Annotated in this window: 13 protein-coding genes; 3 read left to right on the top strand and 10 right to left on the bottom strand. The window is 63.1% G+C overall.

What is annotated here, in order from left to right:
• Positions 1-27: 27 nt before the first annotated feature.
• From NKK50_RS24235 to NKK50_RS24195, 9 genes are all read right to left on the bottom strand, one after another.
• Positions 28-1056, bottom strand: a complete 1029-nt coding sequence (locus NKK50_RS24235) for an ROK family protein (RefSeq protein ID WP_352543956.1) — start codon at positions 1054-1056, stop codon at positions 28-30.
• Positions 1056-1781 carry a ribulose-phosphate 3-epimerase gene (locus NKK50_RS24230; protein ID WP_027050141.1) on the bottom strand — a complete coding sequence of 242 codons (726 nt, stop codon included), beginning with the start codon at positions 1779-1781 and terminating at the stop codon, positions 1056-1058. The genes NKK50_RS24235 and NKK50_RS24230 overlap by 1 nt, the downstream gene beginning before the upstream one ends.
• Positions 1782-1785: 4 nt before the next feature.
• A complete protein-coding gene (locus NKK50_RS24225; RefSeq protein ID WP_027050140.1) occupies positions 1786-2607 on the bottom strand; it encodes a sugar phosphate isomerase/epimerase family protein in 822 nt (273 codons plus the stop codon).
• 40 nt (positions 2608-2647) lie between these two features.
• The gene (locus NKK50_RS24220; protein ID WP_023686993.1) at positions 2648-3490 is read right to left on the bottom strand and encodes a carbohydrate ABC transporter permease; all 843 of its coding nucleotides are present in this window, start codon (positions 3488-3490) and stop codon (positions 2648-2650) included.
• Positions 3491-3494: 4 nt separating this feature from the next.
• Positions 3495-4391, bottom strand: coding sequence for a carbohydrate ABC transporter permease (locus NKK50_RS24215; protein ID WP_023682645.1), 897 nt, complete (start codon positions 4389-4391; stop codon positions 3495-3497).
• Between the two features lie 139 nt (positions 4392-4530).
• Positions 4531-5778, bottom strand: coding sequence for an ABC transporter substrate-binding protein (locus tag NKK50_RS24210; RefSeq protein WP_023709986.1), 1248 nt, complete (start codon positions 5776-5778; stop codon positions 4531-4533).
• Positions 5779-5893: 115 nt separating this feature from the next.
• Positions 5894-7039 carry an ABC transporter ATP-binding protein gene (locus tag NKK50_RS24205; protein ID WP_352543955.1) on the bottom strand — a complete coding sequence of 382 codons (1146 nt, stop codon included), beginning with the start codon at positions 7037-7039 and terminating at the stop codon, positions 5894-5896.
• Positions 7040-7128: 89 nt separating this feature from the next.
• Positions 7129-8079 carry a PfkB family carbohydrate kinase gene (locus NKK50_RS24200; RefSeq protein WP_352543954.1) on the bottom strand — a complete coding sequence of 317 codons (951 nt, stop codon included), beginning with the start codon at positions 8077-8079 and terminating at the stop codon, positions 7129-7131.
• Positions 8080-8082: 3 nt separating this feature from the next.
• Positions 8083-8883, bottom strand: coding sequence for a beta/alpha barrel domain-containing protein (locus NKK50_RS24195; protein ID WP_023682642.1), 801 nt, complete (start codon positions 8881-8883; stop codon positions 8083-8085).
• A 163-nt stretch (positions 8884-9046) separates the two neighbouring features.
• Between NKK50_RS24195 and NKK50_RS24190 the strand changes: the two genes are divergently transcribed.
• The 3 genes from NKK50_RS24190 (at position 9047) to NKK50_RS24180 (ending at position 12209) form a co-directional block, all read left to right on the top strand.
• Positions 9047-9808: a DeoR/GlpR family DNA-binding transcription regulator gene (locus NKK50_RS24190; protein ID WP_023692210.1), complete on the top strand. Its 762-nt coding sequence runs from the start codon at positions 9047-9049 to the stop codon at positions 9806-9808.
• A 255-nt stretch (positions 9809-10063) separates the two neighbouring features.
• Positions 10064-11212, top strand: coding sequence for a Gfo/Idh/MocA family protein (locus tag NKK50_RS24185; protein WP_352521208.1), 1149 nt, complete (start codon positions 10064-10066; stop codon positions 11210-11212).
• Between the two features lie 64 nt (positions 11213-11276).
• Complete coding sequence (locus NKK50_RS24180) at positions 11277-12209, top strand: alpha/beta hydrolase (RefSeq protein ID WP_352543953.1); 933 nt, start codon at positions 11277-11279, stop codon at positions 12207-12209.
• Here NKK50_RS24180 and NKK50_RS24175 read toward each other — a convergent pair.
• A complete protein-coding gene (locus tag NKK50_RS24175) occupies positions 12197-13261 on the bottom strand; it encodes a LacI family DNA-binding transcriptional regulator (RefSeq protein WP_031251301.1) in 1065 nt (354 codons plus the stop codon). The two genes, NKK50_RS24180 and NKK50_RS24175, sit on opposite strands and share 13 nt — an antisense overlap.
• Positions 13262-13354: the final 93 nt, after the last annotated feature.

The following is a 13354-nucleotide window of genomic DNA, read 5'->3' as shown; positions in this document are numbered from 1 at the left end:
TCTTCGCGCGCGCCGCGCAGCTCGAGTTCAGCCATGGCGTGCCTCCGTGGCATCGGCTGTCGCGCCTCTGTCCTTGTCGTCCTGCGCCATCGCCAGCGGCGCACCCGGTTCGCCTTCCCACAGGATCAGGCTGGCGGCGCCGATCAGCCCGGCCCGGTCGCCGAGTTCAGCCTGCACGATCGGCACGTCGCGATAGGCCGGCATCGCCCGCTGCTGGATGACCGCTCTGATCGACGGTGCCAGAAGGTCGAACCCGTTGGAAAGGCCGCCTCCCATGACAATCAGATCGGGCGAATAGAGATGAAGCAGGTTGGTGAAGCCGATGCCCAGCCATTGTGCTTCCGCCTCGATCAGGTCGAGAGCGTTGGCGTCGCCGGCCTTGGCAGCCTCTACGACATGCCTGGCCGAGACGTCGCCGTCATTTGACAGCCGTCGTAAGAGCGAGCCGTCGCCCGGCGCGGCCAGTCGCGTGGCGCGGCGGCCGAGCGCGGTTCCGGAGGCAACGGCCTCGAAGCAGCCGATGGCGCCGCAAAAGCAGCGGTCGCCTTCACCGGTGATGGTCATGTGGCCGATCTCGGCCGCCAGTCCGCGCCTGCCGTGATAGATGTGGCCATCGGCGACGACGCCGCCGCCAATGCCGGTCGATACGGTCACGAACACCAGCGATCCGCTGCCACGTCCGGCGCCAAAACGCCATTCGCCGAGCGCCGCCGCATTGGCGTCATTCTCCAGCCGCACCGGCAAGCCGAAATGCTGCCCCAGAATGTCGATCAGCGGCACGTCGTGCCAGCCGGCCAGCGTCGGCGGCGCAATCACGATCCCCGCCTTGGGGTCGAGCGGTCCCGGTGCTCCGACGCCGATGCCGGCGACCTTTGCCTGCGGGTGTTCCCTAAGCAGCGTGCCTGCCAGAGCGACGATCTGGCCGATCACCGCCTCCGATCCCGCACCGGCAAGCGTCGGCGCTGAAGCATGGGCGACGATATTGCCATCGCTTTCGACCAGCGCACCGCGCAGCGCCGTGCCGCCGAGATCGAAGGCGAGCGCAATCTTGTTCATCAGGCGGCGACCTCCAGTCCGTGCAGCCAGGCCATGCGCCGGGCAAGGTCGGGATCGCCGAAGGCCAGCGAGCCCAGCACCACGGTCTGCGCACCTGCGGCGCGCAGCAAAGGCACTGTCTCATGGCGGATGCCGCCATCGGCGGCGAGCACGATGTCGGCCTCGCGGCCGGCTTTGCGCATCAGCGCGCGCGCCTCGATCAGGCGCGGACACGCTTGATCGGACAGGCTCTGGCCCTTGACGCCGATGGAAGTGCCGAGCAGCGTCACGAACGCCACTTCCGGCAGGAAGGGCGTGACGGCCGCGACCGGTGTTTCCAGCCGCAGCACCACGCCGGCCTCGGCCCCGAGTTCACGCGCCAGTTTCACGGCGCGCAGACCGGTCTCGCCGTTTTCGGCGTGCACACTGATCAGGTCGGCGCCGGCCTCGATGAACTGGCGCGTCTGTTCCTCGACGATCTCGGCTTCGACCATCAAATGGACATGGATAGGCTTTGCGGTGAGCTTGGCGATGTGCGCCACCAGGTCCGGGAAGAACAGGAAGCCAGGGGTGAAGCGGGCATCGGCGACGTCGATATGATGGACATCGGCATGGGTCTCGATGCGCTTCAAATCGCGCTCCATATTGGCGAGGTCGGCCGACCACAGCGAAAACTCGCCGATAAGCCGGTTGCGCGGCAGGGCGGCAATTGCGGCGGGGCCGGACAGGGGCTTGTTCGTCGTCATCGTCTCAGGCTCCGTAGCCGCGCATTGTCTGGCGGTTGGTTTTGACGGCGCCGGCAGGGTCGGCGGCGGCCGTTTCGGACTCTTCCTCCAGCACCAGCCAGCCGTTGAAATTGGGTGCAGCACCAGCGATCTCGATCACCTTCGCCGTGTCACAGACGCCCTTGCCGAGCATCGCCCAGGTTCCATTCGCGTCGACATCCTTCAGATGCACATAGCGGATGCGGTCGCGATAAGTGGTGAGCGTATCCGCCATGTCCTGGCCGCCGCGCAAGATGTGGCCGGTGTCCGGCACCCAGCCGACCAGCGAGGCGTCGACCAGCCCGAAGATGCGATCATAGTCGGCGCGGTCGAACAGCAGCGTGTTGTGATGCGAGCTTGGATGCACCGCGACCTGGACGCCGGCCTCGCGCCCGAGCTCGCCGGCTTTGTTGTAGACCTCGGCGGCGATGGCAAACTTGTCGTCGCGCGGCCCGTCGGAAACGATCGTGGCCGAGCCCATCGACACCAGCGCGCCGGGAAAGGCGGCGGCGAAGTCGATCCAGCGTTTGGCGGTCTCCAGATCGGCGCCGATCTCATCCCTGAGCGTGAAACCGCTCTTGGAGCCGAAGGCGAAGGAGACGAGCGTCAGCCCGGATGACTTCAGCGCGGCGGCGAACTCCGTTGGCTTGCCGGCATAGCGGCCGATCATCGTGTCGGTGATCTCGATGCCGGCATAGCCGCCATCGGCGATCGCCTTGAGCAGATCGTCCGGGCTGCCGGCAAAACGGTCGCCGAGCATTTCCCAGGTAAAGGTCTGGCAACCGACTTTCAGGTCTTTCACGGTCATCCTTTCGTTTCTTGATTCCACTCTCCGTTGGAGGGACATCCTATTTGACCGACCCTGCGGTCATGCCGGCGAGGAAGAACCTCTGGGCAACGAGGTAGATGACCAGGAGCGGCAGCGAGCCGAGCACGCTCATCGCCATCATCTGGTTCCATTCGAAGGCGTGTTGTCCCATCAACAGCTGGATGCCGATCGGGACGGTGCGCATGGACGTTGACTTCGTCAGCGTCAGCGCAAAGAGAAATTCGTTCCAGCACAACAGGAAGGTGTAGACCGACGTCGCCACGATACCGGGCAGTGAAATCGGCACGATCACCCGCCACAGCGCGGTCCAACTGGTGCCGCCGTCGACAGCCACCGCTTCATCGAGGTCGCGGGGCAAGGTGTTCAGATATCCCGTCATCAGCAGGATCGCATAGGGCAGCGTAAACACCAGATAGGTCAGGATCAGCGCGACATAGGTGTCGAAGATGCCATACGAGACGACAAGCCCGAAAAAGGGGATCAAAAGCGTGATCGGCGGGATCGTCTGCGTGCTGATGATGAGAGTGTTGAGGCTGCCCTTGCCGCGGAAATTGAAACGGCTGAACCCATAGGCCGCCAGCAAGGCGATCAGCACCGTCAGCACGGTCACCGCTCCGGCCACGAAGTAGCTGTTGAAGAAGAAGCGCAGCTTTACCGGGTCGCCCAGGATGGCCGCATACGCTTCCAGCGTGAAGGCCTTCGGCAGGACGGTTGGTGGCAGGGCGAAGATTTCGGTATTCGACTTGAACGAGCTGCTCAGCATCCAGTAGATCGGGAAGGCCGCGAAAAAGAGCCCTGCGGCAAGCGCGACATGGAGCGCGGCGGTGATCAGCCTGTCTTTGGGCGTGTGCATTTTCCTCATGTGACTACCGAGCCTTTTGATAGCGGATGTAGAACAGCGTCAGGCCGAGAGAGATCAGCAGGATGACCACGGCGCTCGCCGAGGCCTGCGACAGGTTGTAGCTCGAAAACGCCAGCTTGTATGTGTAGGTGCTGAGGACCTCGGTCGAGTAGATCGGACCGCCACCCGTCGTTATCCAGATCAATGGAAAGACCTGCATGGTCCAGATGAAGTCGAGCAGCGAGATGCTGATGATGATCGGCATCAGCTGCGGAATGGTGATGAAGATCAACTTCTGGTAGGCCTTCGCGCCGTCGATATCGGCGGCCTCGTAGAAATCCTTGGGAATGCCCTGCAAGCCTGCGAGCAGGCTGACCATGAAAAGCGGGTAGCCCGCCCAGATATTGGCGAAGGTGACGGCGTGCAGCGCGGTCGCGGGCGAGGAAAACCACTCGACCTTGGAACCGATGATGCCCATCTGCATGAGAACACTGTTCACGACACCATTCGGCTCAAGCAGAAGGCGCCAGATCACCGCGATAATTACCGCGGTGAACAGCCAGGGCAGTATGTACAGCACGCGCAGAATGTTGCGCAGCGTCGGATTGATGCGGTCGCTGTTCAGCATGAGTGCGAAGAGCATGCCGATGGTCATATGGAAGACGACACTCATGCAGGTGAAGTAGAGCGTGTGCCACAGCGAGGCCCAGAACACCGGATCGGCAAAGATCGCCTGGTAGTGTTTCAGTCCGGCAAAGGACGGGTCGCGACGCAGCACCGCGCTGTTCTGGAACGAATAGCCAATCACCGTCACCATCGGCAGCAGCATCAGAAGGCCGATTATGAGGAGCGATGGTGACAGATAGAGATAGGGTGCGACCGCTCGTTTCAGTCGATGGTGGGAGCGCTTCTGCCCGGTCATGTGCGACCCCTGGGATGTGCCTTCAGGAGGAAGGTGCGCTTCAAAAACAGGTCCATCTCAAATTGCGATCCGTTGTTGACGGGTGGCCTGGCCGAGGCCGGGCCACCCGGTGGAAGATAGCAAACGGGCAATGGGCCGCTCAGAATTTCGCCATCCAGCCCTTTTGAGCGTTGGTTGCGGCTTGTTCCGGAGACTGCTCGCCGGCAAGCATCTTCTGAGCCTCCACGTCGAACTGGGTCATCAGGTCTTCAGCCACCGGCAGGCCCGTGAACTCGTTGGCGAGATAGCCGGTCTTGAAGATTTCGAAAGCCTTGGCGAAAGCCTTGTCCGAGGTCACGAAATCGGGCTTGGCGTTGACGTTCCCCGGGAAGGCGTTTGCAAGCGACACGAGCTTGGCATTCACCTTTTCACTCATCAGATATTGGACGAGCTTCCAGGCTTCATCCTGATGTTTCGAGGCGGCAGAGATGCCGATGCCCCAGGAGGCATAGGGAAGGCCGCGCTTGCCGTTGTAGTCCGCCACGACTGGGACCGGGATGAGGTCGAAGTTCAGCTTGGGATTGCGTTTGCGGATGAGATTCACATGCGCGAGCGAGTCGATCATCATTCCGACCCGATCGTTGACGAATTCCTCGACCTTTTCCTGCTCGGTCTTGGTGGCAATGCCGGGCGAGATGACGCCGGCGTCGTTCAGCGATTTGACGAAGGTGAGCATATCGACGACCGGCTTGCCCTCGAGAGCCGGCTTGCCTTCAACCATCATCGATTGACCCGAGGCCCAGACCCACGACATCAGGTCGTTCTGGACACCGGACGGCGTTTGCAGCGACAGCGGCAGCACCCAGCCATACTGGTTCTTGTCGGCATGGGTCATCTTCTTGGCGGCTTCGAGAAACTCCGCGCGGGTCGACGGCAGCTTGGTGACGCCTGCCTGGGCGGCGAGGTCCAGATTGACGAAGACCGGATAGACGAACGAAGCCACGGGAAACATCACCGCCTTGCCGTCCACCTTGATGATATCCGCGACCTGGGTCTTGTCGAACCCGCTCGCATCCATCATCGGGTTCATGTCGGCTAGCGCACCCTGCGCGTTCAGATTGTTCACCCAGGCGCCGTCGAGACCGACGACGTCGCTGAGCGTTCCGGTTGCGGCGCCGACCGAGATCTGGTCTCGCGTGGTCGCATAGGGACCGCTGACCAGCGTCACCTTGATGCCGGGGTTTGCAGCCTCGAAGTCGTTCATGATTGCCCTGAGCGATCCCGCCGGCAATTCGGGCTCCCACCATTGGGTGAATTCCAGCGTCGTGTCCGCCATGGCGCCGGTTGCACCAAGCAACCATGCGGCCGCGGCTATTTTCAGCATCTCGGGTCGTATCCGAAACATCATTTTCTCCTCCTTCTTCAAGATCGGCCGCACAATGCGGACGATCGTCTGTTCATTCAGAAGCCTTCTTGTATCTTCCGCAGGCACCTCGCTCCCGCCCGCGGTCTTCCGCAGATCTTCAGATCGCCAGATGCGTTTCGGGATCGAAGAAATGGAACTTGGCATCATCCACGGCCAACCGGATTTCCGAGCCGGAGCGGACGGCGCTGATCGGCTCGAACCTCGCCACCGCGTTCGACGCCAGGCCGAAATCATCCACCGCATCCGGATCGCCGGAGTCCACCCGGACCGCGTCGATGTTCATGTGGACGATCTGTTCGGAGCCGAGTTCCTCGATCGAGGTCACCCTGGCCGGTATCGTCTGATACTTGCGACCGGATTCAAGGCTGCTGTCATAAAGATCCTCCGGTCTGATCCCGAACATGACCTTGCGCCCCGCATACGACCTCAAGGCCGGCCTGCGCACGAAGGCTGCATCCTGCAGCCGGACGGCGAAGTCGCGAAAAGCGAGCTCGCCGCCCTTCAGGGTCGCTTCGAAAAGGTTCATCGAAGGAGAGCCGATGAAGCCGGCAACGAAGGCGTTAACCGGCGATTCATAGAGCCTCTTGGGTGTGTCGACCTGCTGCAGCACACCGCCTTTCAACACCGCGACTCTGTCGCCCATCGTCATCGCTTCGATCTGATCGTGGGTCACGTAAATGGTCGTGACGCCGAGCTGCTTTTGCAGGCTGGTGATTTCGGCGCGCATTTGCACACGCAGTTTCGCATCCAGATTGGAAAGCGGCTCGTCCATGAGAAAGGCGGCCGGCTCGCGCACCATGGCGCGGCCCATGGCAACCCGTTGACGCTGCCCGCCTGACAGGTTCGCGGGTTTGCTGTCCAGCAAAGACGTCAGCTGAAGAGTTTTGGCGATCTCGTCCACGCGCTTCTTGCGCTCGGCCTTCGGCTTGCCTGCCAGCCGCATCGAAAAGGCGATGTTTTCGGATACCGTCATATGCGGGTAGAGCGCGTAGCTCTGGAACACCATCGCGATGTCGCGGTCCTTGGGCGGCATGTCGACGACGTCGACCCCGCCGATCCGAAGGCTGCCGCTGGTGATGTCTTCCAACCCCGCGATCATTCGCAACGCCGTGGATTTGCCGCAGCCGGAAGGCCCGACGAGGATCAAGAACTCGCCGTCCTTGACCGACAGGTTCAACTGGTCGATTGCGCGAAAACTGTTCCCGTAGGTTTTGCAGATCTTCTCAAGGATGACTTCTGCCATATTCCTCCCTCCACAAGTATAAGCCCTGATTTTTATGATTCTCCTGGGCTTGTGTTCGCCTGCGAAATGTTTCGTCGGATCGTTTCAGGTCATGCTCCAGCATCCACATGCGCATTTTTCAGGTCGACTGCTGACGGCGCGTTCGCCGATGCCAGGAGTTGCGTGACCTGGTCCTCGGTCGGAAGCGCCTCGCGCCCGCCACGCCCCGTTATCGAAACGGCCGCCGCCGCGGCCGCGAATGCGATCCGGCCCGCGGTGTCGGCTCCGCGCGTCAACGCATGGGCATAGGCGCCATGAAAGCAGTCACCCGCGCCTGTGGAGTCGACGACCGCAACCCGGTGCGGGGGCAGGTGCCAGAGACCTGTCTCTTCACGGCCGCGATAGTACACACCCCTGCCTCCATCGGTCAGAACCACGGCGGATCGCGATGGCAACCACAAGGCATCGAGCATCTCGGCAGGCGATCGGCGCCCCGTGGCAGTCCGTGCAAAGCTAAGTGGAAGAATGAGATGGTCGCAGAGCGCGATCAGCCGCTCCGTGGCGGGGCCGCTGCTCCATTCGATATCGCCGAGGATCGCAAGGCCGAGATCGCGAGCCCGAGCCACGACATCCAGCGACCCGGTCGCATAGCTATCGACGATCAGGACGGTTGCGCGGCTGAGGATATCGTCCGGAACGTCCGGAGCTGTGCCCAGCATCGCATCGTCGTCATACGCGATGAACCTTTCCCCGTCCGAGCCGACGGTGATCCGCGAGTGCACCGGGCGCGCGTCGGGATGGCGCGGCGCGAATGCGGTTTCAATACCGCTCGCCACGAGATCGAGCTGCACCGCGTTGTCCGAGGCACTGGCCAGCCATCCGACGAACCCGGCGGTTCCGCCGAGCCGCGCGACGGCGGCCAGCGCCGTCGCGACATTTCCCCCGAAGGCGCGGGTACTTTGCAGAACCTTACCCTTGCCCGCCGACAATGGCTGATCGACGTAGACTATGTCGTCGATCGCAATAGCGCCGAAGCCGAGGATCGAGGGGATGGTGGGCATCGTTCAGGCACCCGCCTTCGCCAGGGCGTCTTGCGCCGAAAGGCCGTCATGGATGACGCCGCGAAAGGCAAGCGCTGCCTTCTCCGGATCGCCGTGCCCCCAGAGATTGCGGCCGACCACGGCGCCGTGCGCGCCGGCACGGATGGCGTCCGCCGTCTGCTGAAGCGCGCCGAGCAGCGTATCGGTCTTTGGACCGCCCGCGATGACAACCGGCACCGGGCAGGTCCGGACGGTCTCCCGGAACGACTCGAAATCGCCGGTGTAGCCGATTTTGATCACGTCGACGCCGGACTCGTAACCGATGCGCGCCGCATAGGCGATCTCGTCGGGGGTGAAGACGATCTTTGCCCCGTCGGTGAAATCGCGAGGGTAGATATGCGCCACCACAGGCATGCCGTAGCGGGCCGCCGCATTCACCGAATCGGTCAGCCAGCGTATGTATTTGCCCTCCGTCGCGCCGCGCACCGGAATGGCCACGGCCAACGCATCGGCCCCCGCGCGTACCGCGTCCTCGGGCGTTGCGATCAACTCGCTGATACGATCGTCCGCAGTGAAGCAGCCCGCCTGAATCACCAGGGAAGCTTTGCCCGCATATTGCGGCCACAGATGGCGCGCGGTGCCAGGCTGGATGCTGACGTAGTCGGGTTTGCCCGCCATGACGCGTGCGAGCGCACCCGGCAGGTCGGCAAGGCCGCCTTTGCGCACGTCGCCATAGCCGACGAAGTGGTCGACCGCGCCGCCAAAAAGGTTCCCCGATGGATGCGAGAAGAGGCGCGCGAGGCGCACCTTGGTTCCTAGGCTCATGAGTCCAAAATTCCCTGATCGGTTGATTTAAAAAAAGCTCGATCCAGTGTTTCCGAAAGAAAAAGGAAAAACAATCTTTCGAAAGCTTTCGAATCTGCATATTTTCGGTAAGGTGAGCCAAGGCCAGGGCGATTGCCTGGCGCGGGAAGGCAAGGGCAGGGCAATGTTGTCGGAGCAGAGACGCCAATCGATCCTGGGCGAGGTGCAACGCAGCGGACAGGTTCGCATCAAGGACCTGTCGGACGGGTTTGGCGTGTCGGAGGTCACGGTGCGCTCCGACCTCGAAATACTGGACCGCAAGGGACTGCTGACCAAGACCCGTGGAGGGGCGGTGACCCGGACCACCGATTCGACGACGGCCGCGTTCGCCCGGCGGATGCAAACGAACCTCGACGCAAAGAAGCGCATCGCCCGGGCGGCGCTCGACCTTTTCGAGGACAACCAGTCGGTCATCTTCGACGGTGGCTCGACCTTGATGCAGCTTGCCATGCAGTTACCGCCGCTCAGCAATGTCGTGGTCGCGGCCACGGCCATGAATATCGTGCAGCATCTTATGCATCGTCCCGGGCTCGACGTTCATATGATCGGCGGCCGGGTCTATCCCGACACGGTGAGCACGCTGATCACCGATGCCGATACGGCTCTCGGCGGCCTGGTAGCGCACCAGGTCTTTGTTGGGGCGCATGCGATAGACTCGTCACTGGATGTGGTCGACGTGAACGAAGACATGGCGCGGACGAAGCGAAACCTCGTTCGCATGGCCCGGCGCGTTGTCTTGCTCGCCGATTCGAGCAAATGGGGCGTCAGCGGGACGTCCAAGGCATTTTCGCTGTCGGCCGTCGACGTGGTGATCACCGACGATGGCCTGCCCGGTCCAATACGCAGCGAGCTTGATAGGATCGGGGCCAAGGTGATCTATGCCTGAACCCATCCCGGTCTCTGATGCGCGACGGAAAGCGCGCATGACCCACGGGCTTCGCAGCGGCCGTCGGCCGTTTTTCATGCCGGTCATGTTCTCCTCCTCACGCTGGCGACCTCCCAATCCTGCGCCAGAACTCTCACATGCTCTATAAAAATTTTACGCGCGTCAACATTTAAAGTCCTGTATAGCGGATTGCGGGGGGTCGTGGGAACTGCAACGGTTGCGCAGCATGCCCTTGGCTTGGGAGGAAAGCTGGAAATGCACGGAAAATCAGAGACAAAGCTCGGCATCGGTGTCATCGGCTGCGGCAACATCTCGATGACCTATCTGCGCAATGCAGCGCTCTTCGGTGGTGTCGAGCTACGCGCCTGCGCCGACATTTCCGCTGACATGGCTGAGCTGCGCGCCAGGGAATACGGCATCCGCGCCCTCGGCGTTGACGCGCTGCTGGCCGACCCCGATATCGACCTCGTGCTGAACCTGACAATCCCCGCGGCGCATTTCGACATTTCGTTGTCAGCGCTCTCGGCTGGCAAGCATGTCTTCACCGAAAAGCCGCTGGCAACCTCTGCCGCCGACGGCCGCCGGCTTGTCGCCGAGGCCGCGAAGCGCGGCCTGCTGATCGGCTCGGCGCCGGACACATTCCTGGGTGCAGCCGGCCGCCGCGCGCGCCGGCTGATGGATGACGGCGCGATCGGCAAGCCGGTGACCGGCACCGCCTTCATGATGGGACGCGGCATGGAGCACTGGCATCCCAATCCGCAATTCTATTATCAGCCCGGCGGCGGTCCGGTGTTCGACATGGGTCCCTATTACCTGACCATGCTGGTCAACCTGCTCGGACCGGTCGAGCGCGTCATGGCGATGGCGACGCACGGCCAGGAGGAGAGGCTGATCACGGCCGACGGGCCGTTCAAGAACACGACATTCAAGGTCGGCACGCCGACCAACATAGTGTCGCTGCTCGAATTCCGTTCCGGCGCCACCGTCACCTTCGGCGCCTCCTGGGACGTGTTCAAACACTCCAACCATCCGATCGAACTGCACGGCACCGAAGGCTCGCTCAGGCTGCCCGACCCCGACACGTTCGGCGGCACCGTTTCGCTGTCGGAGCGTGGCGCCGACTGGGCCGATTTCGCCAGCGAGAGCGAACTCTATGGCGACCGCAACTGGCCCTATTCCGCGCCCGACCGCGCCAATTACCGCATGCTCGGCGTCGCCGATCTGGCGCGCGCGCTGGCCGCGGGCAGAAAGCCGCGCGCCTCCGGTGAGCTGGCGCTGCATGTGCTTGAGATCATGGAGGCGATCCTGGCTTCGGGCGAAAGCCGTGGCTCGGTTGCCGTCAACGGCACGGTCGACCAGCCGCCGCTGCTTGGCGAAGACGAAGCCGCAACCCTGCTTGCCTGACGGAGGTTCGCCCGTGACGCCATCGCCACCGTCCCCGTCGCCCCTAGATCCGGAGGCCCAGCATGTGCTCGAGCTCGGCAGCCAGGCCGGCGCGCCGCCGTTCGAAACGGGAACGCCTGAGCAGGCGCGCCGCGCCTACAATGAAGGCTTCCCGACCCTGCAAGGCGAGCGCGAGCTGGTCGCGTCGATCAGCGAGCGCATCATTGCAGGACCCGGCGGTCCGCTGAGGCTCAGGATCTATCGCGGGCAGGGCGCGCCTTCGGCAGGCGCTCCGGCGCTGCTTTATCTCCATGGCGGCGGCTGGGTAATCGGCAATCTCGACTCGCATGACGAGATCTGCCGCTGGTTCGCCAACGAGGCAGTCGCTGTCGTCGTTTCCGTCGACTACCGGCTGGCGCCGGAACACAAATTCCCGGCGGCAATAGAGGATTGCCGCGCAACGCTCAACTTCATGCAAAGCGCGGCGGACGAACTCGGCATCGACGCTGCCCGCATTGCGGTTGCCGGCGACAGCGCCGGCGGCAATCTCGCCACGGTGCTCGGCCTGCTCACGCGGGGGGACAAAAATCCGCCGGCAGCGCAGCTTCTGTTTTATCCCAACACCGATGCCGGGCAGACGACGGACAGCTATCGCCGCTTCGCCATAGGCTTTGGCCTGACCGCCTCGACCATGGCCTGGTTCCGCGACCATTATATCCGCAATGCCGCCGACATCGGCGACTGGCGTACCTCACCGCTGAAGGCGGAAAGCCTCGCCGGTGCGCCGCCCACCTTCATCGCCATCGCCGGTCGCGACATCCTCGCCGACGAAGGCGAGGCCTATGCCAGGCGTCTGCAGCAGGCCGGCGTGCCGGTCGTGCTGGAACACTGGCCCGGTCAGATCCACGGCTTCGTCTCGATGGGCCGTCACGGCCCGGCAGCGAGACAGGCGGTTGCCGCCGCCATTGCCGCGTGGCGAAGCTTCGATCCTGCCTTTGGAAAGGCTCAAGCGGACTGACGCATCACCAGGGCGGCGTCGAGGCTGACCTTCGGCGCGACGTTTGCCCTATCCTCGTTGAGCAAAGCGAGCAGAGTCTCGACGCTGCGCCCCGCCATGGCGGCAAAATCCTGCGCGATGGTGGTCAGTGCGGGGCAGGTGTAGCGGCTCAGCGGATGGTCGTCATGGGCGGCGATACGCAGGTCGCAATCGGCCTTGCGGCCGATCTTCAGCCCTTTCGCGAAGGCTGCCGCCATCACGCCGAAGGCCAGGCGGTCATTCGCACACAGTATGGTCTTGCCGGGCAGACCCCCGGTCTTGCCGGGCAGACCCCCGGTCTTGCCCGGCAGGCCGCTGGCCCCGAGCATCTGTTCCATCTGCTCGTAGCCGATGCGCTCGAAATCCCATGTGTAGTCTCGGGTGTTGCCGATAACCACCGGCTCCTGGCCAAGCTGACGCATGGCGGCGACGTAACTGTTCAGGCGCTCCGGCGAATTGTGATTGACATGCGGGATGTCGAAATAGATCGGGGCGTCGCCGGAGCGGCAGAGATAGTCGACGATGGTCGAGACACTCTGGGCATTGTTGTTGCCGACAAAGGGCGTGCCGCCTTCGAGATAGGTATCGAAATAGACGACCGGCATTGTCTGGGTCAGCTTCTCCAGCGTGCGCCGGTCCGAGCGCAAGCCGAGCGGCGCGATCAGCGCGCCCGAAACTTTCAGCGACAGGATGGTACGTGTCGCCTCCATTTCGAGCTCGGTCGAGCCATGCGAGGAGATGACGATCGGCCAGTAGCCCTCGTCGCGCAGCCGAAGTTCGATGCGGCTGACCATTTCGGAATAGAAGGGGTCGGTGACCGTCGGTACGACAATGCCGATGGCGCGGGTGCGCTTGCGGTTGAGGTTGCGGGCAAACAGATTGGGCTGGTAGTCGGATGAGCGCAACGCCTCTTCGATGCGCTTGCGCGTTGCCGGCTTGACGCTGGTCGGATCGTCGAAATATTTCGACAGCGTCGGCCTGGAGACGCCGCAGGAGCGGGCGAAATCCTCCATCGTCTTGTGCGTCATTGGCATTCAATCCTCGTCTGGCACGCGCCAGAACCTCGGTCATCCCTTGACGCTGCCCACGGTCCTGCAGCCGGCGCGTCCGCCACGCAACGGCAGACG

The organism is Mesorhizobium sp. M0001 (assembly GCF_040324255.1).
Classification (GTDB): Bacteria; Pseudomonadota; Alphaproteobacteria; order Rhizobiales; family Rhizobiaceae; genus Mesorhizobium.
The sequence above is the reverse complement of the archived record's forward strand: the minus strand, read 5'-3'. Positions and strand labels throughout refer to the sequence as shown.

What these genes read in the sequence shown, in the direction of transcription:
- NKK50_RS24195 (WP_023682642.1), bottom strand. Translation starts at nt 8,883, where the DNA reads ATGAGCCTAGGAACCAAGGTGCGCCTCGCGCGCCTCTTCTCGCATCCA.
- NKK50_RS24205 (WP_352543955.1), bottom strand. Translation starts at nt 7,039, where the DNA reads ATGGCAGAAGTCATCCTTGAGAAGATCTGCAAAACCTACGGGAACAGT.
- NKK50_RS24185 (WP_352521208.1), top strand. Translation starts at nt 10,064, where the DNA reads ATGCACGGAAAATCAGAGACAAAGCTCGGCATCGGTGTCATCGGCTGC.
- NKK50_RS24225 (WP_027050140.1), bottom strand. Translation starts at nt 2,607, where the DNA reads ATGACCGTGAAAGACCTGAAAGTCGGTTGCCAGACCTTTACCTGGGAA.
- NKK50_RS24230 (WP_027050141.1), bottom strand. Translation starts at nt 1,781, where the DNA reads ATGACGACGAACAAGCCCCTGTCCGGCCCCGCCGCAATTGCCGCCCTG.
- NKK50_RS24235 (WP_352543956.1), bottom strand. Translation starts at nt 1,056, where the DNA reads ATGAACAAGATTGCGCTCGCCTTCGATCTCGGCGGCACGGCGCTGCGC.
- NKK50_RS24210 (WP_023709986.1), bottom strand. Translation starts at nt 5,778, where the DNA reads ATGATGTTTCGGATACGACCCGAGATGCTGAAAATAGCCGCGGCCGCA.
- NKK50_RS24175 (WP_031251301.1), bottom strand. Translation starts at nt 13,261, where the DNA reads ATGCCAATGACGCACAAGACGATGGAGGATTTCGCCCGCTCCTGCGGC.
- NKK50_RS24215 (WP_023682645.1), bottom strand. Translation starts at nt 4,391, where the DNA reads ATGACCGGGCAGAAGCGCTCCCACCATCGACTGAAACGAGCGGTCGCA.
- NKK50_RS24220 (WP_023686993.1), bottom strand. Translation starts at nt 3,490, where the DNA reads ATGAGGAAAATGCACACGCCCAAAGACAGGCTGATCACCGCCGCGCTC.
- NKK50_RS24190 (WP_023692210.1), top strand. Translation starts at nt 9,047, where the DNA reads ATGTTGTCGGAGCAGAGACGCCAATCGATCCTGGGCGAGGTGCAACGC.
- NKK50_RS24200 (WP_352543954.1), bottom strand. Translation starts at nt 8,079, where the DNA reads ATGCCCACCATCCCCTCGATCCTCGGCTTCGGCGCTATTGCGATCGAC.